General features: G+C 66.9%; 28 protein-coding genes. 18 read left to right on the top strand and 10 right to left on the bottom strand.

What is annotated here, in order from left to right; translation table 11 throughout:
- Positions 1–7 precede the first annotated feature (7 nt).
- The 3 genes from D3H34_RS26755 to D3H34_RS26765 are packed head-to-tail and all read left to right on the top strand — an operon-like array spanning position 8 to position 2,747.
- On the top strand, positions 8–919 hold the full coding sequence (locus D3H34_RS26755) for a heme/hemin ABC transporter substrate-binding protein (RefSeq protein ID WP_119557433.1): 912 nt from the start codon (positions 8–10) through the stop codon (positions 917–919).
- Entirely contained in the window at positions 916–1,953 is a 1,038-nt protein-coding gene (locus D3H34_RS26760; RefSeq protein WP_119557435.1) for a FecCD family ABC transporter permease, read from the top strand. The genes D3H34_RS26755 and D3H34_RS26760 overlap by 4 nt, the downstream gene beginning before the upstream one ends.
- Positions 1,950–2,747: a heme ABC transporter ATP-binding protein gene (locus D3H34_RS26765; RefSeq protein WP_119557437.1), complete on the top strand. Its 798-nt coding sequence runs from the start codon at positions 1,950–1,952 to the stop codon at positions 2,745–2,747. The genes D3H34_RS26760 and D3H34_RS26765 overlap by 4 nt, the downstream gene beginning before the upstream one ends.
- A 40-nt stretch (positions 2,748–2,787) precedes the next feature.
- Here the strand turns inward: D3H34_RS26765 and ppsR are convergent, their stop codons facing one another.
- On the bottom strand, positions 2,788–3,609 hold the full coding sequence (ppsR, locus tag D3H34_RS26770) for a posphoenolpyruvate synthetase regulatory kinase/phosphorylase PpsR (protein ID WP_119557439.1): 822 nt from the start codon (positions 3,607–3,609) through the stop codon (positions 2,788–2,790).
- A 189-nt stretch (positions 3,610–3,798) separates the two neighbouring features.
- Between ppsR and ppsA the strand changes: the two genes are divergently transcribed.
- The 7 genes from ppsA to dnaB all read left to right on the top strand — a co-directional run bounded on the left by ppsA (position 3,799) and on the right by dnaB (position 10,054).
- Complete coding sequence (gene ppsA / locus D3H34_RS26775) at positions 3,799–6,207, top strand: phosphoenolpyruvate synthase (protein WP_119557441.1); 2,409 nt, start codon at positions 3,799–3,801, stop codon at positions 6,205–6,207.
- Between the two features lie 225 nt (positions 6,208–6,432).
- Positions 6,433–6,894, top strand: coding sequence for a hypothetical protein (locus D3H34_RS26780; protein WP_119557443.1), 462 nt, complete (start codon positions 6,433–6,435; stop codon positions 6,892–6,894).
- Between the two features lie 116 nt (positions 6,895–7,010).
- The gene (gene rpsF, locus D3H34_RS26785) at positions 7,011–7,385 is read left to right on the top strand and encodes a 30S ribosomal protein S6 (RefSeq protein ID WP_062473016.1); all 375 of its coding nucleotides are present in this window, start codon (positions 7,011–7,013) and stop codon (positions 7,383–7,385) included.
- 4 nt (positions 7,386–7,389) lie between these two features.
- Positions 7,390–7,704, top strand: coding sequence for a primosomal replication protein N (gene priB / locus D3H34_RS26790; RefSeq protein ID WP_119557445.1), 315 nt, complete (start codon positions 7,390–7,392; stop codon positions 7,702–7,704).
- Positions 7,705–7,725: 21 nt separating this feature from the next.
- The gene (rpsR, locus tag D3H34_RS26795; protein WP_007830781.1) at positions 7,726–8,007 is read left to right on the top strand and encodes a 30S ribosomal protein S18; all 282 of its coding nucleotides are present in this window, start codon (positions 7,726–7,728) and stop codon (positions 8,005–8,007) included.
- 15 nt (positions 8,008–8,022) lie between these two features.
- On the top strand, positions 8,023–8,475 hold the full coding sequence (gene rplI / locus D3H34_RS26800; protein ID WP_119557447.1) for a 50S ribosomal protein L9: 453 nt from the start codon (positions 8,023–8,025) through the stop codon (positions 8,473–8,475).
- 172 nt (positions 8,476–8,647) lie between these two features.
- Positions 8,648–10,054, top strand: a complete 1,407-nt coding sequence (gene dnaB / locus D3H34_RS26805) for a replicative DNA helicase (RefSeq protein WP_119557449.1) — start codon at positions 8,648–8,650, stop codon at positions 10,052–10,054.
- 28 nt (positions 10,055–10,082) lie between these two features.
- On the opposite strand, the gene D3H34_RS26810 is transcribed toward dnaB, so the two are convergent.
- The 8 genes from D3H34_RS26810 to D3H34_RS26845 form a co-directional block, all read right to left on the bottom strand.
- Positions 10,083–10,832, bottom strand: a complete 750-nt coding sequence (locus D3H34_RS26810) for a helix-turn-helix transcriptional regulator (protein ID WP_286186279.1) — start codon at positions 10,830–10,832, stop codon at positions 10,083–10,085.
- Positions 10,832–11,317 (bottom strand): MGMT family protein, encoded by a 486-nt coding sequence (locus D3H34_RS26815; protein WP_119557451.1) that lies wholly within the window; start codon positions 11,315–11,317, stop codon positions 10,832–10,834. Before D3H34_RS26815 ends, D3H34_RS26810 begins: the two co-directional genes overlap by 1 nt.
- Positions 11,314–11,763: a GyrI-like domain-containing protein gene (locus tag D3H34_RS26820; protein ID WP_119557453.1), complete on the bottom strand. Its 450-nt coding sequence runs from the start codon at positions 11,761–11,763 to the stop codon at positions 11,314–11,316. The genes D3H34_RS26815 and D3H34_RS26820 overlap by 4 nt, the downstream gene beginning before the upstream one ends.
- A 40-nt stretch (positions 11,764–11,803) precedes the next feature.
- Complete coding sequence (locus D3H34_RS26825; protein WP_119557455.1) at positions 11,804–12,253, bottom strand: EVE domain-containing protein; 450 nt, start codon at positions 12,251–12,253, stop codon at positions 11,804–11,806.
- Between the two features lie 6 nt (positions 12,254–12,259).
- Positions 12,260–12,634 carry a VOC family protein gene (locus D3H34_RS26830; RefSeq protein ID WP_119557457.1) on the bottom strand — a complete coding sequence of 125 codons (375 nt, stop codon included), beginning with the start codon at positions 12,632–12,634 and terminating at the stop codon, positions 12,260–12,262.
- A gap of 155 nt (positions 12,635–12,789) precedes the next feature.
- Positions 12,790–14,589, bottom strand: a complete 1,800-nt coding sequence (locus D3H34_RS26835; RefSeq protein ID WP_119557458.1) for a PhoH family protein — start codon at positions 14,587–14,589, stop codon at positions 12,790–12,792.
- Between the two features lie 217 nt (positions 14,590–14,806).
- Positions 14,807–15,283: a peroxiredoxin gene (locus tag D3H34_RS26840; protein ID WP_119557460.1), complete on the bottom strand. Its 477-nt coding sequence runs from the start codon at positions 15,281–15,283 to the stop codon at positions 14,807–14,809.
- A gap of 144 nt (positions 15,284–15,427) precedes the next feature.
- Positions 15,428–15,811 carry an Mth938-like domain-containing protein gene (locus D3H34_RS26845; RefSeq protein ID WP_119557462.1) on the bottom strand — a complete coding sequence of 128 codons (384 nt, stop codon included), beginning with the start codon at positions 15,809–15,811 and terminating at the stop codon, positions 15,428–15,430.
- 99 nt (positions 15,812–15,910) lie between these two features.
- On the opposite strand from D3H34_RS26845, the gene D3H34_RS26850 reads away from it, so the two are divergent.
- From D3H34_RS26850 to D3H34_RS26885, 8 genes are read left to right on the top strand one after another with little or no spacing between them, the layout of a single operon-like run.
- Positions 15,911–17,143: a pyridoxal phosphate-dependent aminotransferase gene (locus D3H34_RS26850; RefSeq protein ID WP_119557464.1), complete on the top strand. Its 1,233-nt coding sequence runs from the start codon at positions 15,911–15,913 to the stop codon at positions 17,141–17,143.
- Entirely contained in the window at positions 17,140–18,174 is a 1,035-nt protein-coding gene (locus D3H34_RS26855) for a DUF1176 domain-containing protein (protein WP_119557465.1), read from the top strand. The genes D3H34_RS26850 and D3H34_RS26855 overlap by 4 nt, the downstream gene beginning before the upstream one ends.
- A gap of 14 nt (positions 18,175–18,188) precedes the next feature.
- The gene (locus D3H34_RS26860) at positions 18,189–19,511 is read left to right on the top strand and encodes a homoserine dehydrogenase (protein ID WP_119557467.1); all 1,323 of its coding nucleotides are present in this window, start codon (positions 18,189–18,191) and stop codon (positions 19,509–19,511) included.
- Positions 19,511–20,095, top strand: coding sequence for a hypothetical protein (locus D3H34_RS26865; RefSeq protein ID WP_119557469.1), 585 nt, complete (start codon positions 19,511–19,513; stop codon positions 20,093–20,095). Before D3H34_RS26860 ends, D3H34_RS26865 begins: the two co-directional genes overlap by 1 nt.
- A 15-nt stretch (positions 20,096–20,110) precedes the next feature.
- A complete protein-coding gene (gene thrC, locus D3H34_RS26870) occupies positions 20,111–21,526 on the top strand; it encodes a threonine synthase (RefSeq protein ID WP_119557471.1) in 1,416 nt (471 codons plus the stop codon).
- 16 nt (positions 21,527–21,542) lie between these two features.
- The gene (mobB, locus tag D3H34_RS26875; protein ID WP_119557473.1) at positions 21,543–22,088 is read left to right on the top strand and encodes a molybdopterin-guanine dinucleotide biosynthesis protein B; all 546 of its coding nucleotides are present in this window, start codon (positions 21,543–21,545) and stop codon (positions 22,086–22,088) included.
- Entirely contained in the window at positions 22,081–23,373 is a 1,293-nt protein-coding gene (locus D3H34_RS26880; protein WP_119557475.1) for a molybdopterin molybdotransferase MoeA, read from the top strand. Before mobB ends, D3H34_RS26880 begins: the two co-directional genes overlap by 8 nt.
- An 11-nt stretch (positions 23,374–23,384) precedes the next feature.
- Positions 23,385–23,636 carry a MoaD/ThiS family protein gene (locus D3H34_RS26885; protein ID WP_119557477.1) on the top strand — a complete coding sequence of 84 codons (252 nt, stop codon included), beginning with the start codon at positions 23,385–23,387 and terminating at the stop codon, positions 23,634–23,636.
- Here D3H34_RS26885 and dapA read toward each other — a convergent pair.
- Positions 23,623–24,519 carry a 4-hydroxy-tetrahydrodipicolinate synthase gene (gene dapA, locus D3H34_RS26890; RefSeq protein WP_119557479.1) on the bottom strand — a complete coding sequence of 299 codons (897 nt, stop codon included), beginning with the start codon at positions 24,517–24,519 and terminating at the stop codon, positions 23,623–23,625. The two genes, D3H34_RS26885 and dapA, sit on opposite strands and share 14 nt — an antisense overlap.
- Positions 24,520–24,538: the final 19 nt, after the last annotated feature.

Below are 24,538 nucleotides of genomic sequence, written 5' to 3' on the forward strand. Positions count from 1 at the left end.
GATCCCCATGACTGAACAACGAGATTCCTCCTTTCTCCTTTCTTCCTTCGCGCCGCGTCGTCGCGATGCGCTGCGCCTGCTGTCTGCCGCGGCGCTCGGCGCGGGCGCATGGCCCGCGTTCGCGCAGGACGGCAAGCGCCTGCCGCGGCTGGTGACGGTCAGCGGCGCGATCACCGAGGTGGTCTATGCGCTCGGCGCCGAAGGCCAACTGGTCGGCACCGACACGACGAGCCTGTTTCCTGCTGCGGCGCGCGCCACGCCCAAGGTGGGCTACATGCGCCAGCTGTCGGCCGAAGGGCTGCTCTCGCTGAAGCCCGACGCGATCATCGCGACCAACGAGTCGGGCCCGACCGTCGTGCTCGACCAGGTCCGCACGGCCGGCGTCAAGGTCGAGATCATCGAAGCCGATCACAGCTGGGGCGAGGTGCAGCGCAAGGTGCAGGCCGTGGGCCGCGCCGCCGCCAAGGAAGCGCAGGCGCGCGAACTGCAGGCCCGGCTCGATGCCGAATGGGTACAGGTGCAGCAGCGCATTGGCGCCGCGAAGGGGCGCAAGCCGAAGGTGCTGTTCGTGCTGTCGCACAGCGCGAGTCCGCAGGTGTCCGGCGAGAAGACGGCCGCGCATGCGGTGATCGGCTTCGCGGGCGGCGTGAATGCGCTGGGCGGTTTCCAGGGCTACCGGCCGATGACGGCCGAGGCCATGGCCAGTGCGGCGCCTGACATCATCCTCACGAGCACGCAAAGCATCGAGGCGCACGGCGGCATTGAGCGCTTCTGGCAGCGGCCCGAGCTGGCGCTCACGCCGGCATACAAGAAGCGTGCGCTGATCACGCAGGACGCCTTGCTGCTGCTGGGCTTTGGCCCGCGCCTGCCGGCTGCCATCGGCGAGTTGCACGACAAGTTCCAGGCTGCGTTGGCATGAGTCAACGGCTTGGGGCGCGTGCCGTGCTGAGCGGCAGCGTGCTGCTGCTCGTCGCGGCCTTCGCAGTGGGAGCGGTGTCGGGTGCGTATGCCATCAGCCCTTCGCAGCTGTGGAACGTGTTGACGTCGCTGGGGCAGGGCGTGAGCAATCCATCGCCCGAGCATCTCGTGTTTCTCAATATCCGCCTGCCGCGCCTCGTGCTCGGCGTGGCGGCGGGCGCGGGGCTCGGCATGGCGGGCACGCTGATGCAGGGGCTTTTCCGCAATCCGCTGGCCGACCCGGGGCTGATCGGCATCAGCAGCGGCGCGGCGCTCGCGGCCGGCGTCACCATTGTGCTGGGTGCCTGGCTGTGGCCGGTGCTGCCGCGCACGCTCGGCAGCTGGACGCTGGTGCTCATGGCCTTCGGCGGCGGCTTCGCCGTGACCTTGCTGATCTATGGCCTGTCGCGCAGCGAAGGCGGCACGCGCATGGCGCTGATGCTGCTGGCGGGCATCGCGATCAACGCGCTGGCCGGTGCCGGCCTCGGCCTGCTGAGCGTGATGGCGACCGACGAGCAGCTGCGCAGCCTGCAGTTCTGGCTGCTGGGCAGCCTCGGCGGTGCGCGCTGGAGTGCGGTCCTGCTGGTGAGTGCAGCGGTGCTGCTTGCGTGCTGGGCCGCGGCATCGCTCGCTTCGCCCTTGAACGCCATCGCGCTCGGCGAGGCGCAGGCGGCGCTGCTGGGTGTGGATGTCGAGCACATCAAGCGGCGCGCGGTGGTCATCACGGCGGTGGCGGTGGGCGCAGTGACGGCGACGACCGGGATCATCGGCTTCATCGGACTGATTGCGCCGCACTGGGTGCGCATGGTGGCGGGGCCCGACCACCGGGTTGTGCTGCCGGCCTCGGCGCTGCTGGGCGCGGCGCTGGTGCTGGCGGCCGACACGGTGGCGCGCACGGTGATGGCGCCGGCCGAGTTGCCGCTGGGCGTGCTCACGGCCTTCATCGGCGTGCCGATGTTCCTTCTGATGCTGCGGCATTTCAGGGGGCGCATATGAAGACGGCAGTGCAGGGGGCGCTGTCGTGCACCGGCGTCGAGGTGCGTATCGGCGCGAAGACACTGCTCGCGAATGCGTCGGTCGAACTGGTGCCGGGCCGTGTGACTGCGATCCTCGGCCCGAACGGCGCGGGCAAGTCGACGTTGCTGTCGGTGCTGGCCGGCCAGCGCGAACCGACGCAGGGCAGGGCGACACTGGATGGCCGGTCGCTGGCGGACCACGGCATGCCGACGCTCGCATTGCGCCGGGCGCTGATGCCGCAGGAAAGCGCGGTCGCCTTCGATTTCACGGCGCAGGACATCGTCGCGCTTGGCCGCTACCCGCACCGTCGCGCGCCGACCCGTGACGAGGACGCGATCATGGCCGAGGCGATGGCGCTGACCGACGTCACTGCGTTGGCGCCGCGCATCCTCAATACGTTGTCGGGGGGCGAAAAGGCGCGGGTCCATCTGGCGCGGGCGCTGGCCCAGCTCTGGCATCCGCGGCCCGACGGCGCGAGCCGCTGGCTGTTGCTCGACGAACCGACCGCGGCGCTGGACCTCGCGCACCAGCATTCGGCGATGCGCCTGCTGCGCGCCTGGGCGGCGCGGGGTGTGGGCGTGGTGGCCGTGTTGCACGACCTGAACCTCGCGCGGCGCTATGCCGACGAGGTGGTGGTGCTGGGCGCGCCCGAGGGGCTGCGCCAGGGGGCGACTGCCGAGGTGTTGCAGCCGGCGCTGATCGAGGCCGTCTGGCGCATGCCCTGCCAACCGGTGACCGGCGCGGATGGCGTCACGCAGTATCTGTTCGGGTAGTCGCTTGGCGGGCGGTGTTTGCTATTGAAAAAGTAGCGGCTCAATAGACCAGCCGCTCCGGCCGCAGCTCCTGGAGGATCGTGGTGGCGATCTCCTCGATCGACTTGGTGGTCGTCGAGAGCCACCGGATGCCGGCGCGCCGCATCATGGCCTCGGCCTCGCTGACCTCGTGGCGGCAGTTTTCCAGACTGGCGTAGCGCGAATCGGGCCGGCGTTCGTTGCGGATCTCGCTCAGCCGCTCGGGCTGGATCGTCAGGCCGAAGATCTTCTTGCGGTGCGGGCTCAGCGCCGGCGGGAGCTGGCGGCGGTCGAAGTCTTCGGGAATCAGCGGGTAGTTGGCTGCCTTCAGGCCGTGCTGCATCGCCAGGTAGAGCGAAGTCGGCGTCTTGCCGCTGCGGCTCACGCCGACCAGGATCACGTCGGCGCCCTCGAGGTCGCGGTGGCTCTGGCCGTCGTCGTGCTGCAGGCTGAAGTCGATGGCCGCGATGCGGTCGTTGTAGGCCTTGCTCTTGCTGACGTCGCTGAAGCGCCCGATGCGGTGGTTCGACTTCATGGCCAGCTCGATCTCGAGCGGTCGCACGAAGGTACCGAACATGTCGAGCAACATGCCCTTGCAGCCCGTTTCGATCACGCCCAGCACGTCCATGTTGGCCAGCGTGGTGAAGACGATGGGCCGCACACCCTCGATCTCGGCCGTGTGGTTGATCTGCCGCACCGCCTGGTGCGCCTTATCGACCGTGTCGGTGAACGGCAGCCGCACGTGGCGCGGCTTCATCTCGAACTGGGCCAGAACGGCGTTGCCGAAGGTTTCGGCGGTGATGCCGGTGCCATCGGAGACGAAGAAAACGGTGCGTGTATGCATGGTGTTGCTTTTGCGGCGGGGTCTGCGGCGTGCGCGACCTGCCACGCCTACAATCCGGGCCATTATCGGGAATCCGCTTTCCCAACCCCCAATTCTTTCCATGCACACCGCGACCGCACCCAAAGCAACGACAACGATCGTGCCGCGCCGTCTGCATGCAGCGCCGGTTTCAACTTCTGGAGCTTCCCCATGTCTGCACTTTTCGAGGCGACCGCACTGGTCGTACCATTTGAAAACCTGAGGATGACCGACGTCGAGGCGGTTGGCGGCAAGAACGCCAGCCTCGGCGAAATGATCTCGCAGCTGCCTACCCAGGGCGCCAGCGGCGTGCGGGTGCCGACCGGTTTTGCGACCACGGCCCACGCATTCCGCCAGTTCCTGGCGCATGACGGCTTGGCCGACAAGATCAGCAAGCGCCTTGCTGCGCTGGACACCGAAGACGTGCGCGCCCTGGCCGCGGCCGGCGCCGAGATCCGCGCCATGGTCGAGGCCCAGCCGTTCCCGGCCGACCTGCAGAAAGCCATCGGCGAAGCCTTCGCCACGCTGAGCGCCGGCAATCCCGCCGCCTCGTTCGCCGTGCGCTCGTCCGCCACCGCGGAAGACCTGCCCGACGCCTCGTTCGCCGGTCAACAGGAAACCTTCCTGAACGTGGTCGGCATCGAGGACGTGCTGCACAAGATGAAGGAGGTGTTCGCCTCCCTCTACAACGACCGCGCCATCAGCTACCGCGTCCACAAGGGCTTCGAGCACGACGTGGTCGCGCTGTCGGCTGGCGTGCAGCGCATGGTGCGCTCCGACCTCGGCGCCGCCGGCGTGATGTTCACCATCGACACCGAGTCGGGCTTCGAAGACGTGGTGTTCATCACCTCGAGCTACGGCCTGGGCGAGACGGTGGTGCAGGGCGCCGTGAACCCCGATGAGTTCTACGTGCACAAGCCGACCCTCAAGGCCGGCAAGAAGGCCGTCATCCGCCGCAACCTCGGCTCCAAGCTGATCCAGATGGAGTTCGCCACGCCTGAAGAGAAGAAGGCGAGCGGCAAGCTGGTGAAGACCACCGACGTCAAGGCCGAGCAACGCAACCGCTACTCGCTGAGCGACGCGGACGTCGAGCAGCTGGCCAAGTACGCAGTGGTCATCGAAGAGCACTATGGCCGCCCGATGGACATCGAGTGGGGCAAGGACGGCACCGACGGCCTGCTCTACATCCTGCAGGCACGCCCCGAGACCGTGAAGAGCCAGCAGCAAGGCAAGGCCGAGCAGCGCTACAAGCTGCTGGGCAAGGGCGCCGTGCTGGCCGAAGGCCGTGCGATCGGCCAGAAGATCGGCACGGGCGCCGTGCGCATCGTGCACAACATCAGCGAGATGGACCAGGTCCAGGCCGGCGACGTGCTCGTCACCGACATGACCGACCCCAACTGGGAGCCCGTGATGAAGCGCGCGGCCGCCATCGTCACCAACCGCGGCGGGCGCACCTGCCATGCGGCCATCATTGCGCGCGAACTCGGCATTCCGGCCGTGGTCGGCTGCGGCGACGCCACCGACTTGCTGAAGGACGGCACGCTCGTCACCGTGAGCTGCGCCGAGGGCGACACCGGCTTCATCTACGACGGCCTGCTCGAGACCGAAGTCACCGAAGTGCAGCGCGGCGTGATGCCCGAGATCGACCTCAAGGTCATGATGAACGTGGGCAACCCCCAGCTCGCCTTCGACTTCGCCCAGCTGCCGAACCACGGCGTGGGTTTGGCGCGCCTGGAGTTCATCATCAACAACAACATCGGCGTGCACCCGAAGGCGATCCTCGACTACCCGAACGTCGACAACGACCTGAAGAAGGCCGTCGAATCGGTGGCCCGCGGCCATGCCTCGCCGCGCGCGTTCTACGTCGACAAGGTGACCGAAGGCGTCGCGACCATCGCTGCCGCGTTCTGGCCCAAGCCCGTCATCGTGCGCCTCTCGGACTTCAAGTCGAACGAGTACCGCAAGCTGATCGGCGGCAGCCGCTACGAGCCCGAGGAAGAAAACCCGATGCTGGGTTTCCGTGGCGCCGCGCGCTACCTGAGCGCCGACTTCGGCGAGGCCTTTGCCATGGAGTGCGAGGCGCTCAAGCGCGTGCGCAACGACATGGGCCTGACCAACGTGCAGATCATGGTGCCCTTCGTGCGCACCCTGGGCCAGGCCGAGCGCGTGACCACGCTGCTGGGCGAGCACGGCCTGAAGCGCGGCGAGAACGCGCTCAAGCTGATCATGATGTGCGAGGTGCCGAGCAACGCGGTCCTGCCGGAAGAGTTCCTGAAGTTCTTCGACGGCTTCTCGATCGGCTCGAACGACCTGACCCAGCTCACTCTGGGCCTGGACCGCGACTCCGGCCTCGAGCTGCTGGCGGCCGACTTCGACGAGCGCGACCCGGCCATCAAGGCACTGCTGAGCCGCGTCATCAAGGCTTGCAAGGCCGAAGGCAAGTATGTCGGCATCTGCGGCCAGGGGCCCAGCGACCACCCGGACTTCGCGCTGTGGCTGGCGGAGCAGGGCATCGAATCGATCTCGCTGAACCCTGACAGCGTGATCGACACCTGGCAGCAACTGGCCCAGCGAGGCTGAGCCAGCGTGCGGCGGGCATGCCTCCGGGCATGTGCCGCCGCGTGATGCAACACGGCGAATGGCGGAAATCCCCATGGGGGATTCCCCCGTGCCCGCCTGCGCAGATGAAACAAAGTGCGTTTCCGGTGTCAGACTCGTGACATTCGCAGGCGGCGCACCCCGGCTGCCTGCCTGAGGCGACGCCGACCCGTCGGGGCCTGTGTCAGCACTTCGCCGGAGACCCCCATGATTCTTGTCAAGACGGAAGCCGGACAGCAGGTCCTCAAGGACCGCTCGGTGCCGTTGACGCCGCGCCAGCGCTCGGCGTTCATCCAGTTCGACGGCAAGCGCTCGATCGACGACGTGCTGGCATCGGGCCTGGGCATCGGGCGTGAAGAGGTCGAGCAGATGATCGCGCTGGGCCTGCTGGAGCCCTTGGGCGGCCAGCCGGTCGCCGCGCCCACGGCTGTGGCGGCAGCTCCGGCGGCCGTCGCTGCGGCTTCCGGACGCAGCCGGCAGCAGCGCTACAAGGACGCGTACCCCATCGCCACCCGGCTGACCGGCAGTTTGGGTCTGATGGGTTTCCGTCTCAACCTCCAGGTCGAAGGCACGACCAGCTACGAAGACCTCCTGGCGCTGGCGCCCAAGATCCGCGCCGCTGTGGGCCCCGAGAAGGCTGCCGCGCTCGACAAGGCCCTGAACGACTGAGGTGCCTTGCCGGATCGCGGAAGACAGGGCTATAATCGCCGGCTTTGCCTTGCCATACCGCGCCCGACGCTGCGGGTGGCTTTTCCTCTTCTACGGAAGAATCCACAAGGAGTGCCATGCGTCACTACGAAATCATCTTGCTCATCCACCCGGATCAGAGCGAACAAGTTCCGGCCATGCTGGAGCGCTACAAGGGCCTGATCACGGCCGGCGGCGGCAAGGTCCACCGCGTTGAAGACTGGGGCCGCCGTCAGCTGGCCTACCAGATCAACAAGCTCAACAAGGCCCACTACCTGTGCGTCAACATCGAAGCTGAACAAGCCGTGATGGGTGAACTGGAACACGCGTTCAAGTTCAACGATGCCGTGCTGCGTCACCTGACCGTCCAGAAGAAGAAGGCCGACACCGGTCCTTCGTCGATGATGAAGACGGTCGAGCGCGAAGAGGCCCGCAAGGCCCAGCAGGCCGAATACGCCGCCAACAACAACTGATGGCGTGACGGCTGCCGCTGCGGCGAACGGAGTCAACCAGCTTCTGCTGACCGCCTCTGTCGCCGAACTCGGAACCCTGCGATACACGCCAGCCGGCCTGCCCGCCATCGATCTGAAGCTCGACCATGAGTCGACGCTCCAGGAGGCGGGGAAGCCCCGGCAGGTGAAGACGGCCCTCAAGGCCGTTGCGTTCGGCGCCCTCGCCGAGCGGCTCGCAGCGCAGTCGATGGGAAGTCTCTGGCGATTTCAGGGGTTTCTCGCGACACCGGGCAACGGCAAGCATCCGGTCCTGCACATCCAGGATTTTCAGCAAGATTAATTTTCGACAAGAGGTCCTCCAATGGCCACGTTCAAGAAATTCAACAAAGACAAGCGCCCGAAGCGCAACACCCAGTCGCTGCTGTTCAAGCGCAAGCGCTTCTGCCGTTTCACCGTCGCTGGCGTCGAAGAAATCGACTACAAGGACATCGACACGCTGCGTGACTTCATCAGCGAAAACGGCAAGATCATTCCCGCACGCCTGACCGGCACGCGCGCGATCTACCAGCGTCAGCTGAACACCGCCATCAAGCGCGCGCGCTTCCTGGCCATGGTGCCGTACAGCGACCAGCACCGCGTCTAAGAAGGAGCACACACCATGCAAATCATTCTTCTGGACAAGGTTCTGAACGTCGGCAGCCTGGGCGACATCGTCAAGGTCAAGGACGGCTACGCACGTAACTTCCTGATCCCCTCGGGCCGCGCCCGTCGCGCCACTGCTGCCAACAAGGCCGAATTCGAAGCCAAGCGCGTCGAACTCGAAAAGGCTGCAGCCGCCAAGCTGGCCGAATCGCAAGCCCAGGGCGAGAAGCTCGCCGGCTCGACCGTCAAGCTGACCCAAAAGGCTGGCGTGGACGGCCGTCTGTTCGGTTCGGTCACCAACGGTGACATCGCCGAAGAGCTGAACAAGCAAGGCTACAAGGTTGCCAAGTCGCAAGTGCGTCTGCCCAACGGTCCGATCAAGATCGTTGGCGACAACACCGTGAGCGTCTCGCTGCACACCGACGTGGTCGTCGAGATCACCGTCACGGTCTACGGCGAAACCGCCTGATCGTTCGCAGCGCCCGGTGCGCTGACGCAAGAAAGCCGCCTTCGGGCGGCTTTTTCTTTTCTGCGCGCGAGTTGTCCCGCGTGCCGCACCGGAAGTTCACCGTTTATTAACAACTTTGTCCACACACGCCAGGCCCGGCGCGGCTTAGCATGCAGGGTTGCAAGGGAAGTCCATGTCCGCCGTTTTTTCCTATGCCGACAATGATTCGTCGGCCGACCGCCAGATCGCGCAGTTGCGCATTCCGCCTCATTCCATCGAGGCCGAATCCAGCGTGCTGGGCGGCTTGCTGCTGGACAACGGCGCCTGGGACCGCATGGGCGACCTGCTGGTCGACGGCGACTTCTACCGCCATGAGCACAAGCTGATCTATGCAGCCATCGGCGGGCTGATCAATGCCAGCAAGCCGGCTGACGTGATCACGGTCTTCGAGCAGCTGCAGAACCTCGGCAAGGCCGATGACATCGGCGGCTTGGTCTACCTGAACTCGCTCGCGCAGTACGTGCCGAGCGCGAGCAACATCCGGCGCTACGCCGAGATCGTGCGCGACCGCTCCATCCTGCGCAAGCTCGTGTCGGCCAGCGACGAGATCGCGACCAACGCCTTCAATCCGCAGGGCAAGCCGGTCGACAAGATCCTCGACGAAGCCGAGCAGAAGATCTTCAACATCGGCGAAGAAGGCTCGCGGATGAAGCAGGGCTTCCAGAGCATGGATGCCCTGGTGGTCGATCTGCTCGATCGTGTGACCGAGATGGCCGAGAACCCGAACGACATCACGGGCGTGCGCACCGGCTTCAACGACTTCGACAAGATGACGTCGGGCCTGCAGCCGGGCGACATGATCGTGCTGGCCGCGCGCCCCTCGATGGGCAAGACCTCGCTCGCGATCAATATCGCCGAGCACGTAGCGCTCGAAGAGGGGCTGCCGGTGGCGGTGTTCTCGATGGAAATGGGCGCGGCCCAGCTGGCGGTGCGTATCGTGGGCTCCATCGGCCGCATCGACCAGGGCCACCTGCGCACCGGCAAGCTCAGCGACGAAGAGTGGCCGCGGCTGACCGAGGCCATCGAAAAGCTGCGCACGGTGTCGCTGCACATCGACGAGACGCCGGGTCTCTCGTCCAGCGAATTGCGTGCGAATGCGCGCCGGCTGGCACGCCAGTACGGGCGCCTCGGCCTGATCGTGGTCGACTACCTGCAGCTCATGTCCACCAGCAGCTCGGGCGACGAGAACCGCGCCACGGCCGTGGGCGAAATCTCGCGTGGCCTGAAGATGCTGGCCAAGGAGCTGAAGTGCCCGGTGATCGCGCTGTCGCAGCTCAGCCGCGGCGTGGAAGCGCGTACCGACAAGCGCCCGATGATGAGTGACTTGCGGGAGTCCGGTGCCATCGAGCAGGACGCGGACATCATCATGTTCATCTATCGCGACGACTACTACAACAAGGAGTCGAAGGAGCCGGGCGTGGCTGAAGTGATCATCAGCAAGCACCGGAATGGCCCGACCGGCACCGTGAAGCTGGCCTTCCTGAAGCCGATCACGAAGTTCGAGAACCTGGTGGGTTACAGCAACAACGACGAGTACTGATCGGCCCGATCGACCGCAGGGAAGGTCGTCAGCTGGCACTGCTGCCGGGCTCGGATGGCAGCGCTGGCGGTTTTTGCGGCCACTCCTTGCATCGCTCGGCCTCGGCCTTCACCTGTCGCAGCAGGTCGGCCAGCGTCTTGCCCGGCTCGTCCTGAAATCGCGTCGCGAGCACCTCCACCGCCTCCATGCGGTCGACGCGGAAGCCGCGGAAATCGTTGCGCAGCTCGCACCACGTCGAGAGCGTCCAGACCTTGCCCCAGTAAAAGCAGCCCAGCGGCCGCACCGTGCGCTCGCTGGCGTCGCCCGAGACATCGCGGTAGTGCAGCCGCAGCTTCTGGCGCGCCTCCACGGCCTCGCGCAGCGTCTGCAGCCGGGTGCGCAGGGCATCGTCGAGGCCAAGGGCGGGTGCATACAGTGCCAGCGCCTCGGCCGAAACGCGCGCCGCCGGCGGCAGCACCGACAGGATCTTGCCCAGGCCCGTCTCGATGTTGCGCGCCATTGCCGGATCGACCCAGCTCTGGGTCATGCGCGCAGCAGCCACGAGCGCCGATGCCTCATCCTGCGTGAACATCAGCGGCGGCAGTTCGAAGCCGGCGCCCAGCCGATAGCCGACACCGGCTTCGCCTTCGATCGGCACGCCTTGGTGCTGCAGGTCGGCCACGTCGCGGTACACCGTGCGCTCCGACACCTCCAGGCGCTGCGCCAGGAAGGCGGCCGTGGTGAGGCGGCGGCCGCGGATGAGCTGCACGAGCTGGAAGAGGCGGTCGGCGCGGCGCATCAACGCGTTCCGACGAGCTTCTGGGCGAAGTCCTCGACAAAGTAGCGCTTGCCGCGCTGGACCACCGTGTGGCCTTCGGCCTCGAGCCGCGACATCTGGGCCTCGATGCCGCCCGGGTATTTGGGGTTGAGCTCGCCGCCGATCTTGAGGGTGCGCCAATAGGGCGTATGCGGCGTGCCCGGCGCGTGGCTGGCGCCGGTCATCGCTTCCTCGGTGGCATGGGCCACCATGTGCGCGAAGATGGCCGTGGTCACGGTGCAGCCGATGGTGGCGTGGTGGCGCGCCGCGATTTCTTCGCCGATGCCGAACACGGTCGCGAGCCGGCCTTCGGGAACGCCGCGCATGGCCTCCTCGACCTCACCTGGCGAGGGCGTGGCGATGGTGCCCTCGCCATGGCGCGCGCGCATGGCCGGGGGAATGGCCTTCACGTTCGGCAGGTTCGGGTAGCCGGCCAGCCTGTCGCGCCAGCCCTTGCGTGTGCTCATGAGACTCCGATGTGGATCGCTACGGCGTCCGGCCCCTCATAGACTTCGAAATCGCTGCGGTAGCGGCGAACGACTTCCGGGTGCGCCTCGAAATACTGCCAGATGCGCTGCCAGGTGGCGATCACCATCTGCGGCATCTCGCCGCGGCCGGTGAACACGAGGTAGTCGCCGGACTCGATGGCGACGCTGTCCGCACCGGCCGAGACGGCCACGCCGGCCGTCACGTCGAAAGCGCCGTGCGCGTCCGATTCGTAGGCGGAGTAGACGCTGAAGATGCGGGTGTCCCCGGTGCGCTGCGGCGTCGACTCGTAGGTCTGCTCGCCGAAGAAGCGGTTCCACAGCGCGCCGATGCGCGCGGTGGCGGGGTCGTTCTCTTCACGGTTGGTGGTGCGCGCCGTGAGGCCCGAGACCCGGAAGGCGTCGTGGTGTTGGCGGAGGGGTTCCATGGGATGTGATTCCTGAAATATCGGATGGGTTGGGAGAGGCTCAGAACAGGAGCGCTTTGGGCTCAGCCTTCATCGTCTGCGCGATCAGTTTCATGTCGGTGTCGGTGATGTCGAACAGTCCGAATCGGAATTTGTAGCCCCATTGCCTGGGGGTTTCGATGAAGGCGAGGCGTTCGATCAGTGGCGCGATGGGCGCCTCGTGCGCGGCGGCGTAGGCCACGTCGCGGCGCCACGGGACGAAGCCGTTGCCCATGTCGAACTCGTACGGGTCACCGGGCTGGACGATGCCGAGCGCCACGAAGCTCTGCAGCCTGTCCGTGCCGCCGAACACCGTGGCCGGCGAATAGTAGGCCACGCGGTCGCCCGCCGCCACGCGCTTGAGCGGCGCGAGCTTGCCGTGGCCCACCTGCATGAACCCGAGTGGCCGGTGATCCCGGCCGCGCCGGGCATGCTCGGCGCTGGCGACTGCAATCCAGTTGCGCTGTGCCATGGTGTATCAGGCTTGGGCGTGCAGGCCGACTTCGTTGCCTTCGGTGTCGCGCAGATGGGCGATGAAACCCATGCCCGGTGGCAGAGCGGACTTGGGCGCCACGATCTGTCCGCCCGCAGCCTCGACGCGCGAGAGCACGGCATCGATGCTGGGTGCACAGTCCAGGTAGATGCGGATGCCGGTGCCTGCACCCGCAGCGCCTGTCGCGCCGGCCTGTAGCGCGCCGCCGGTGGCGGGGTCGTCGTAAGGGAAGATGGCCAGCGTCTCGCCGCCGAAGGCTTCGCGGCGCAGCTTGCGCGCCAGCACGGTTTCGTAGAAGGCCTGGGCGCGATCCAGGTTGGCGACGGGGATCTCGAACCAGGTGATGGCGTTGGTGGTCATGAAGGACTCTCTTTCGTTCGTTGTGTTGGAAGGAGCCTGCATGGTGCGAGCCGCCTCCTGACAACGTCTTGTCAGTAGCCTGTCATGGCGGGCGAAAAAAAGCCCGCGATGCTCCGGGAGCATGCGCGGGCTTGGGTCGGCCGGTGCCGGCGCGTTTAAAGCACGTCGCTCGCGAAATCCGCCAGCCGCGAGCGCTCGCCCCGTGCCAGCGTGATGTGCCCACCGTGCGGCCAGCCCTTGAACTTGTCGACGGCGAAGGTCAGACCCGACGAGCCTTCGGTGAGGTAGGGCGTGTCGATCTGCGCGAGGTTGCCCATGCAGATGATCTTCGTGCCGGGGCCGGCGCGGGTGATCAGCGTCTTCATCTGCTTGGGCGTGAGGTTCTGTGCCTCGTCGATGATCACGTACTTGTTCATGAAGGTGCGCCCGCGCATGAAGTTCATGCTCTTGACCTTGATGCGGCTGCGGATCAGCTCGTTGGTGGCCGCGCGGCCCCATTCGCCGGCGCCGCCGCCGTCGCCCTTGGCCAGGAACTCGAGGTTGTCGTCGAGCGCCCCCATCCAGGGGCCCATCTTTTCTTCTTCGGTGCCGGGCAGGAAGCCGATGTCTTCACCGACGCTCACGGTGGCGCGGGTCATGATGATCTCGGTGTAGCGGCGGTCGTCGAGCACCTGCGTGAGGCCGGAGGCCAGCGCCATCAGGGTCTTGCCGGTGCCGGCGGTGCCGGTCAGCGTGACGAAGTCGATCTCCGGGTCCATCAGCAGGTTCATCGCGAAGTTCTGCTCGCGGTTGCGCGTGTTCACGCCCCACACGGCGTTCTTGCCCGAGCTGTAGTCCTTGAGCGTCTTGAGCACCGCGGTCTTGTCGCGGATCTCGGTGACGCGCGCATACATGCTCGGCTCGCCCGGCGCCTCGAAGAAGACGAACTGGTTGATGTAAAGGTTGGGCACGATCGGGCCGCTGACCCGGTAGAAGGTGCTGCTGCCGCTTTGCCAGCTTTCGACGGTCTTGCTCTGGCGGGTCCAGAAGTCGGGCGGGAGCGCCATCGAGCCGGCGTACAGCAGGTCGCCGTCTTCCAGCGTCTTGTCATTCTGGTAGTCGTCGGCGGCCAGGCCCAGCGCGCGCGCCTTGACGCGCATGTTGATGTCCTTCGACACCAGCACCACTTCCTGCTTCGGCTTGCCCGGGCGGTCCTTGGCGTACTCGTCGCGCAGCGCATGCACGACGCCCAGGATCTGGTTGTCGGCCTTGCCCTGGGGCAGGCTGATCGGCAGCGAGTAGTCGAGCGGGGCGGTCTGGAAGAACAGCCGGCCGCCGGCCTCCCGGTGACCGGTGGTGTCGAGTTTCAGGCCCTTGTCGATGTCGGCGTCCTGAGCGGCGGCCAGGGCGTCGAGGGTGCGGCTGGTCTGGCGGCCGTTGCGCGCGACTTCGGTCGTGCCCTTCTTGTGGCCGTCGAGTTCTTCCAGCACGATCATCGGTAGGAAGATGTCGTGCTCTTCGAAGCGGAACAGGCACATCGGGTCGTGCAGCAGCACGTTCGTGTCGAGCACGAACAGCTTGGCCGGGCCGGTGGACTTGCGCTTGGGGCGCGCCGGGGGCTGGGGTGCGGCGACGGGTGTGGCGACCGCAGGGGCGGGCGCGGGCACGCGTGTCTCGACCTGCACCATTGCAGGTTGCTGCTGCTGCGGTGCGCTCACCGGTGCCGACGTGGGCGCCGGGACGGGCGCGGCCTTGGTTTTCGAGCGACGTGCCGGACGCGCGGCAGGCGCATCGCCGCCGCCTTCCGTGCCGAGGTTGTCGAACAGCTCGAGGGGCTGCGGTCCGCTCTTGCCAGAGGCGCCGTCGCGCGAATCGCCGGAGCGGCGCGAGTTTCTGTGCGAAGGACGGGCGGGTGCGTCGATGGCGTCCGGCGAGAGCAATGCAGCGCGTTTCGTGGGGGCGGGAGGCAATGGCATGGGTCAGGTCGCTCGCAAGGAAGAAAGAGGAGAGCCGGAAAACGAAAAAGCCGCCTGTAGACCCAGGCGGCTTCGTTCGGAGGATGCGGTCGTGGAGCTCAACGGCATGAGGCCATTATGCACACCGCAAAAGACGCACCGGAGGCTCTTTGCACGCCGCGTGGGGCAATTCCCACGCCTTGGAGCAAAAGCGCACGCCCGGTGACCTGCGGCGCGATCAGGCGGCCTTCTTGAGCGCCTTGACGGCCTTGAGCACGTCTTCGACATGGCCCGGAACCTTGAGCCCGCGCCATTCGGCCTTCAGGATGCCGTCGGCGCCGATCAGGAAGGTGCTGCGCTCGATGCCCTTGACCTTCTTGCCGTACATGATCTTGTTCTTGACCACGCCGAACATGTGGCACATCTTTTCTTCGGTGTCGGCGATCAGTTCGAAGGGGAGTTCGAGCTTGGCTTTGAATTCGTCGTGCGACTTCATATTGTCGCGGGACACGCCGAAGACCGTGGCGCCGGCTTTTTCGAAGTCTTTGTAGTGGTCGCGGAACTGCATCGCTTCGGTCGTGCAACCCGGAGTGTTATCTTTCGGGTAAAAATACATGACCAGCACGTGGCCGAGATGCGAGGTGTTCGAAACCTTGATCCCGCCCGTGGCGTTGGCGTCGAATTCAGGAATGGGTTTGTTGACAACGATCGCCATGAAACTTGTTTTCTCCGTTAGATTCCGCTCTCCGAGCCCTCTCAGCCCGTTTCAGGCTTGCTCGATGAATGGAGGATTGGTCGTTGCTAACTTTGGGTAGCTGGCCTGTTCGCAACCCGCTATTTTACCTCGAAAACCCCTCTCTCAGTTGCCGGCCGGGCTCTCGATCAGCAGGGCGGCGATCACGTGCCGGCCTTCGCCAGCCAGGATGTTGTAGGTTCGGCAGGCCGCCGGGGTGTCCATGGTTTCCACGCCAGTGCGCTTGGCCATCAGGGGTTGCAGCCAGGCAGGCTGGGGAAAGCGGATGCGGTGGCCGCTGCCGAAAATGACCAGTTCGGCGCCCAAGGAGGCCAGTTGCGCGAAATGTTCGGCCCCCAGCTGGTCGAAATGCGTGCAATTCCATGCAAAACGTTCGCCACGCGAACCCACGACCACGCTGCCTTCGACTTTTTCGTTGTTGATCGCGACCCAGCCGGGGCCGTGTGCGGTGAGGGTCTGGACGTCGGATTTGTCGGGCTGGAGCTTCATCGGGGCACTGGGAACTGTGGTCAAATTATAGGTTTTCCCTAGTGACACGAGGCCCGCAGGGGCCTTTGACCTTCGAGTAAACCCGCCCGGGAGGGCCCTTTGAAGCAGCTCAAGAAATCGGCCAAGCTGGCCAACGTCCTCTATGACATCCGCGGTCCCATCATGGACGCCGCCAAGCAGATGGAGGAAGAAGGCCAGAAGATCATCAAGCTCAACATCGGCAATCTGGCCGTGTTCGGGTTCGATGCGCCTGAGGAGATCCAGCAGGACATGATCCGCAACCTGCCGAATTCGGCGGGCTACTCGGACAGCAAGGGCGTTTTCGCGGCGCGCAAGGCCGTGATGCACGAGACCCAGAAGCAGGGCATCGCGGGCGTCACGCTCGACGACATCTACCTGGGCAACGGCGCCAGCGAGCTGATCGCCATGTCCACCAATGCGCTGCTCAACGACGGCGACGAGTTGCTGCTGCCGGCCCCCGACTATCCGCTGTGGACCGCCTCCACGAGCCTGTCGGGCGGCACGCCGGTGCACTACCTGTGCGACGAGGACAACGGCTGGATGCCGAACCTGGCCGACATCCGCGCCAAGATCACGCCGCGCACCAAGGGCATCGTGGTCATCAACCCGAACAACCCGACCGGCGCACTCTATTCCGACGAGCTGCTCAAGAGCCTCGTCGAGATCGCACGCGAGCACGGCCTCGTGATCTTCGCCGACGAGGTCTACGACAAGGTCCTGTACGACGGTGTCAAGCACACGGCCATCGCCAGCCTGTCGACCGATGTGCTCACGCTGACCTTCAACTCGCTCTCCAAGAGCTACCGTTCATGCGGTTACCGCGCCGGCTGGCTCGTGGTGTCGGGCGACAAGCGCAGCGCGCGTGACTACATCGAGGGCCTGAACATGCTCTCGAACATGCGCCTGTGCGCCAACGTGCCGGGCCAGTGGGCCATCCAGACGGCGCTGGGCGGCCACCAGAGCATCAACGACCTCGTCTGCGAAGGCGGGCGCCTGCGTCGCCAGCGCGACCTGGCCTACGAGCTGATCACTGCCATTCCCGGCGTGAGCTGCGTCAAGCCCAGCGCCGCGCTCTACATGTTCCCCAAGCTCGATCCGGCGATCTATCCGATCGCGGACGACCGCCAGTTCTTCCTCGAACTGCTGAAGGAAACCCGCGTGATGCTGGTGCAGGGCACCGGCTTCAACTGGGCCACGCCGGATCACTTCCGCATCGTGTTCCTGCCCCACGAAGACGACTTGCGCGAGGCCATCAACCGCATCGCGAAGTTCCTGGAGCAGTACCGGTTGCGTCGCAAGACGGGACCATGAAATCCGCCTGCGTCGCTGCCGCGCTGTTGCTGGGCGCACTGTCTGTCGGCGCGGCCGGGAAGGAGCCGGTCTCCTTCTCGCACAACGACTGGGAACTGGCCTGCGACAACACGCGCACCTGCCGCGCCGCGGGTTATCAGTCGGACCACACCAGGCCATCGGAACCGGTATCGATGCTCCTGACCCGCCCCGCGGGGCCCAACACGGCCATCGAGGTCCAGTTGCAGGTGGGTGGCGGCAGCGAGGTCAAGGGCCCGCTGCGGTTCAAGGTCGGCAAGGTCACCATTTCCGGCCTTGAGGCCGACACCGCCAGCTTCGATGCCGGGCAGGTCCGCGCGATCCTTCCCGAACTGCTCAAGGGCGACGAGGCGACCGTGACGGCCCCCGGTGGCAACCAGTGGACGCTGTCGCTCGCCGGCCTCAATGCGGTGCTGCTGAAGATGGACGAAGCGCAAGGCCGCATCGGCACGCCGGGCGCGCTGGTGCGCAAGGGCTCCAGGCCCGAGACTTCCGTGCTGCCGCCGGTGCCCGCACCCTTCGTCCGCACGGTCACTCCCGTGAAGGCACGCGCCGGTGACGATGCGCTCGCCGCGCGCATCTTTCCATCGCTCGACCTGAGCGAGGCCGCGGAGTCCTGCAACAACCGGGACCGGCTCGACGCCAAGGCGATTGCTGTCTCGCGCCTGACGAACACCAAGGTGCTGCTGTCGCTGGGTTGCGGCATGGGCGCCTACAACTATTCCAGCCTGCTCTGGATCGCCAACGACAAGCCGCCCTATGCGCCGGTCGCCCTCGAGGCCAACGGCGAATTCGGCGCGGGCGACGGTAGCGTCACCTCTTCCATGAAGGGCCGTGGCGTCGGCGACTGCTGGTCCAGTGAAATCTGGCACTTCAACGGCACGGGCTTCGTGCGGACCAGCGCGTCCAGCGACGGCATGTGCCGTGGCTTCGCGGGCGGCGCCTGGAATTTGCCCCGCTACGTCAGCCGACCCGTGGACGCCGCACCGTCCCTCACCTCATCCAAACCATGAACGCGACCCCTCCCATGAAATCCATCCAAGTAGGCCTGCTAGGCGCAGGCACGGTCGGCAGCGGCACCTTCAAGGTGCTCCAGCGCAACCAGGAAGAAATCAAGCGCCGTGCCGGCCGCGGCATCGAGATCACCATGGTGGCCGACCTCGACACCGCCCGCGCCCGTGAAGTGGCTGGCGAGGGCGTGAAGGTCGTGGCCGACGCGCGCGAGGTCATCGCCAACCCCGACATCGACATCGTCATCGAGCTGATCGGCGGCTACGGCATTGCCAGGCAGCTCGTGCTCGAAGCCATTGCGGCCGGCAAGCACGTGGTCACGGCCAACAAGGCGCTGCTCGCCGTGCACGGCACCGAGATCTTCGCGGCTGCGCACGCCAAGGGCGTGATGGTGGCCTTCGAGGCCGCGGTGGCCGGCGGCATTCCGATCATCAAGGCGCTGCGCGAAGGCCTCACGGCGAACAGTATCCAGTGGCTGGCCGGCATCATCAACGGCACCACCAACTTCATCCTGTCCGAGATGCGCGACAAGGGCCTGGACTTCGCCACCGTGCTGAAGGAAGCCCAGCGCCTGGGCTATGCCGAAGCCGACCCGACCTTCGACATCGAAGGTGTCGATGCCGCGCACAAGGTCACGCTGATGAGCGCCATCGCCTTCGGCATCCCGGTGCAGTTCGACAAGGCCCACATCGAGGGCATCACCAAGCTCGCCGCGCAAGACATCAAGTACGCCGAGCAGCTCGGCTACCGCATCAAGCTGCTGGGCGTGACCAAGCGCACGGCCCAAGGCGTCGAGCTGCGCGTGCATCCGTCGCTCGTGCCGTCCAAGCGCCTGCTGGCGAACGTCGAAGGCGCGATGAACGCGGTGGTCGTGCACGGCGACGCCGTGGGCACCACGCTGTACTACGGCAAGGGCGCCGGCAGCGAGCCGACCGCCAGCGCCGTGATCGCCGACCTCGTCGACATCACCCGCCTGCACACCGCCGACGCCGCCCACCGCGTGCCGCACCTGGCCTTCCACCCGGATGCCATGAGCGACCTGAAGGTGCTGCCGATGTCGGAAGTCGTCACTAGCTACTACCTGCGCCTGCGCGTGGCCGACCAGGCCGGCGTGCTTGCCAAGGTGACGGGCTTGCTGGCCACCGCCGGCATCAGCATCGACGCCGTGCTGCAGCGCGAAGCCGACGAAGTGGGTGGCGAAGGCTCCACCCAGACCGACCTCATCATCCTCACGCACGACGCGCGCGAAGGCACCGTCGACGACGTCATGGCCGAGCTGCAGGCGCTGCCCACGGTGCTCGAGCCGATCGTGCGCATCCGCAAGGAAGAGCTGTCCTGATGTCGTCCTGGCGCGCAGCCGCATTCGTCCTGACGGTGCCGTTGCTGGTATCGGCAGGCCATGCGGCCTCGCGCTTCGAGCCGCCGCCGACGCTCGAGCTGGCGAAGGTCGACTACCAACTCGCCACGCCGCAGCCGCAAAAGCTCGAGGACGGCCGGCTGTCGTGGGTCTACAAGATCGACGAAGGCAATGAAAACGGGGCGTGGACCACGGCGCTGACGCTGTTTCTGCGCCCGGGGCCCGCTTCCGATGCAAATGCCGAACTGAAGGCGGTGAGTGCCCGGTTCAAGGGCGAGCGGGGGCGCAAGCAGCACTTTGCCGGTCGCGCGGCACAAGGCCACGCATATTGGTACCACCTGGTCGACATCCGCCGGAACGAACAATTCGCACAGGCCTTCGCGCACAAGAGCTTTCACGAGCCGGCATGCGGCGGTGTGCTGACCTACCAGTTCTCGGTTCTCTACCCGATGAAGTGGACCCCGAAAGAGCAACAGGTGGCCGGGCTGCTGGACGCCGTCACCATGGAGAATGAGCGGGCCCTGGCCGCGCTCGAACGAGATCGCTGGCAACCCGATTGCCGTTGAGCCTGAAGACCTGACATGAACTACCTTTCTACCCGCGGCCACCCCGACCGCAAGCGCTTCTGCGAAATCCTCCTCGAAGGCCTCGCGCCCGACGGCGGGCTCTACCTGCCCGAGACCTACCCGCAGATTGATGCCGCCACGCTCGCGAAATGGCGCAAGCTGCCGTACGCCGAGCTGGCCTTCGAGATCCTGTCGCTGTATATCGACGACATTCCGTCGGCCGACCTGAAGGCGATCTGCGCGAAGACCTACACAGCAGAGGTGTTCGGCACCGACGAGATCGTGCCGCTGCGCGAGCTCGAGGACGGCGTGTACCTCGAAGCCCTGTCCAACGGCCCCACGCTGGCCTTCAAGGACATGGCGATGCAGCTGCTGGGCAACCTGTTCGAGTACGAACTGGCCCGTCGCGGCGCCGAGCTCAACATCCTGGGCGCCACCAGCGGCGACACCGGCAGTGCGGCCGAGTACGCCATGCGCGGCAAGAAGGGCGTGCGCGTCTTCATGACCTCGCCGGACGGCCGCATGAGCCCGTTCCAGCAGGCGCAGATGTTCAGCCTGCAGGACGCCAACATCCACAACATCGCCATCACCGGCGTGTTCGACGACTGCCAGGACATCGTCAAGGCGGTGTCGAACGACCTGGCCTTCAAGCGCAAGTACCGCATCGGCACGGTCAACTCGATCAACTGGGCGCGCCTGCTGGCGCAAGTCGTCTACTACTTCGCGGGCTACTTCCAGGCCACGGCGAGCAACGACCAGCCGGTGAGCTTCACGGTGCCCTCGGGCAACTTCGGCAACGTCTGCGCGGGCCATGTGGCGCGCATGATGGGCCTGCCGATCCAGACGCTGGTGGTCGCCACCAACGAGAACGACGTGCTCGACGAGTTCTTCCGCACCGGCGTGTACCGCGTGCGCGCGGCGGTCGACACGCACGAAACCTCCAGCCCGTCGATGGACATCAGCAAGGCCAGCAACTTCGAACGCTTCGTGTTCGACCTGGTCGGTCGCGACGCGGCCCGCCTGCGCCAGTTGTTCGTGGACGACCTGGGCCTGCAGGGCGCCTTCGACCTGAGCGCCGACCCGGCGTTTAAGCAGGCCGCCGGGCGCTTCGGCTTCCGCAGCGGCCGCAGCACGCACGCCGACCGGCTCGCGATGATCCGCGACACCGAGAAGCGCTTTGCCACGCTGATCGACCCGCACACCGCCGACGGCCTCAAGGCCGCGCGCGAGCAACTCACGCCCGGCGTGCCGATGGTGGTGCTCGAAACCGCGCTGCCGATCAAGTTCGCGGCCACGGTGGTCGAGGCGCTGGGCGAGGAGCCCGCGCGTCCGAAGAAGTTCGAAGGCATCGAAGCCTTGCCCAAGCGCGTGGTCCAGTTGCCGGCCGATGCCGAGGCCGTCAAGGCCTACATCGCCGAGCACTGCGACTGACCGGCGCGGCCACGGCATGAAGGTCGTCGGCTTCGCCGGCTACTCCGGCGCGGGCAAGACCACGCTGGTGGAGCGGCTGATCCCCGTGCTCAAGCAGCGCGGCCTGCGCGTGTCGGTGGTGAAGCACGCGCACCACAAGTTCGACATCGACCATCCAGGCAAGGACACCTGGCGCCACCGGCAGGCCGGGGCCTTCGAGGTGGTCGTCGCGTCCGACCAGCGGCTCGCGCTGATGCGCGAGTTCGAGGTGCCGGCGCAGCTCTCGGTGCACCAGCTGCTCGCCGAGCTGCATCCGGCGGTCGACTGGGTGCTGGTCGAGGGCTTCCGGCACAGCGACGTGCTCAAGGTCGAGGTCTGGCGGCCGTCCGGCGACGGCGAAACGCCGCGCCCCGCGCTCTACATCGAGGACCCCTTCGTCACCGCCATCGCCACCGATGCGCCGGCCGGCCTGCCCGAGCCCACGGCGCGCCCGGTGCTCGACCTCAACGATGCCGAGGCCATTGCCACGTGGTTGATCGACAGCGGCGAGCGCTTCGACTACAACCCCGGACACCATGGCTGATTCTTCCTCTCCCGTTCCCTTTGCCGCCTCGTCCTCGCGCCCGCCGCTGATGCCTCTGGACGAGGCGATCGCGGTGCTGCTCGCGAAGGCGCAGCCGGTGCTGACAGCCGAAAGCGTGGACACCTTCGACGCCGACGGGCGCGTGCTGGCGCAAGACCTCGTTTCGGGCCTCACCGTGCCGCCGCGCGACAACAGCGCGATGGACGGCTACGCCGTGCGCGCGGCCGATTGCGCCACGCCCGGCACCGAGCTGACGGTCGCGCAGCGCATCCCCGCGGGCGCGGTCGGCACGCCGCTCGCAGCCGGCACGGCGGCGCGCATCTTCACGGGGGCGCAGATCCCCGAAGGCGCCGACGCGGTCGTCATGCAGGAAGACACGACCGCCACGCCACAGGAAGGCGGCCTGGGTTCGGTGCGCATCGCCATTGCGCCCGCCGCCGGCCAATGGGTCCGCCGCGCGGGCGAGGACGTGGCCTCGGGTGACGTCGTGCTCCAGCGCGGCGAGCGCCTCACGCCCGCTGCGCTCGGCCTCGCCGCCAGCGTCGGCTTCGACCGCCTGCAGGTCGCGCGCAAGCCGCGCGTGGCGATGCTCTCCACCGGCGACGAGCTGGTGATGCCCGGCGAGGTCGCGCCCGACGCCATGAAGCCCGGGGCGATCTACAACTCCAACCGCTTCTTCATGCGTGCGCTGCTGCACCGGCTGGGCTGCGAAGTGAACGACCTGGGCATCGTGCCCGACAACCGCGAGGCCACCATTGCAGCGCTGCGCCAAGCGGCCGAGACGAGCGACCTGATCATCACCACCGGCGGCGTGTCGGTGGGCGAAGAAGACCACATCCGTGCCGCCCTGCAGTCGCTGGGCGAGCTGCAGCTGTGGTCGCTGTCGATGAAGCCTGGCAAGCCATTCGCTTACGGCTCGATCGCGCGCAGCAACGGGCAGGGCGCCTGCCACGTCACGGGGCTGCCCGGCAATCCGGTGTCGAGCTTCCTGACCTTCCTGATGCTGGTGCGGCCCTTCCTGCTCACGCTGCAAGGTGCGACGCGCGTGGCGCCCGAGGCCGTGCCGCTGCGCGCCGATTTCGACTGGCTGCGTGCCGACAAGCGCCGCGAATTCCTGCGTGTGCGGCGCAACGCGGCAGGTGGTCTCGACCTGTTCGCCAACCAGAGCTCGGGTGTGCTCACCTCGATGGTCTGGGGCGACGGCCTGGTCGACAACCCGGCGGGCCGGACCATCAAGGCCGGCGACATCGTGAACTTCATTCCCCTCGCATCGCTGCTCGGCTGAACCGCTTCCTCATGAAAGTCCGCATCCGTTATTTCGCCTCGGTGCGCGAGGCGCTGTCCAGCAGCGGCGAAACCGTCGACACGCAGGCCGGCACGCTCGCGGCCCTGCGCGACGAACTCATTGCCCGCGGCGGCGCCTACGCCAGCGCGCTCGCGCGCGGCAGGGCCGTGCGCATGGCGCTCGACCAGGCCATGAGCGACGAGGCCGCCGCGCTGAGCGACGACTGCGAGGTCGCCTTCTTCCCGCCCGTCACGGGCGGCTGAGCCGCGCGTCCAGCGCCACGAGGCGCTCGCGCAGGCCGTCCGACGCGCGGGTCATCGGCGAGCGCAGCTCGTCACGCAACTCGCCCGCGTGCGCCAGCAGCGCCTTCAGCGGGCCCGGGTTCGGTTCGGCAAACAGCATCTCCAGCAGCGGCTGCAACGGCTGCCATTCGGCGCGGGCCTCTGCGAGCCTGTTCTCGGCCAGCAGGCGCACCAGCCGCACGAGTCGCTTCGTCTGCACATGGCCGCTGGCCGCGATCGCGCCCACGCCGCCTTCGGCCATGGTGGCGAAGATCTGGTGGTCTTCGCCCGTGAGTACCTGCAGCCGACCGTCGGCGATCACCGCGCGTGTCTTGGCCATGTCGCCGCCGCAGTCCTTGATGCCGCGGATGCGCGGGTGCTCTGCCAGCGCCAGCATCGTGTCGCGAGCGATGGTCACGCCGGTGCGGTAGGGGATGTCGTAAACCAGCACCGGCACCGTGCTGGCATCGGCGATGGCGCCGAACCATTCGAGCACGCCGGCCTGCGAGGGGCGGACGTAGTGCGGCGCGGACGCCAGCAGGCCCGCCAGCGGGCGTTCCGAGAGCTTGCGGGCCCACGCCGTGGCCTTCCCGAGGTGATAGCCCGACATGCCCATGACGACCGGCAGGCCGCGCGCGGCGGTCAGCACGGTGTCGAGCACGGCGAGCTGCTCGGTCTCGTCGAGCGCGGCGGCCTCGCCGGTCGAGCCGCAAGGCACGAAGCCGGTCACGCCGTCGCCGGCAAGTCGCCGGACGAGCGCTGCCAGGGCGGTGTGGTCGACCGCGCCGTCGCGGAACGGGGTGACGAGGGCGACCCACAGGCCCGAGAAATCGGGGGTGTCGGCGGTTGGTTGTTGGTGTGGCACGCAGGCTTCCTTTCAGGAA

It is taken from the genome of Acidovorax cavernicola (assembly GCF_003581445.1).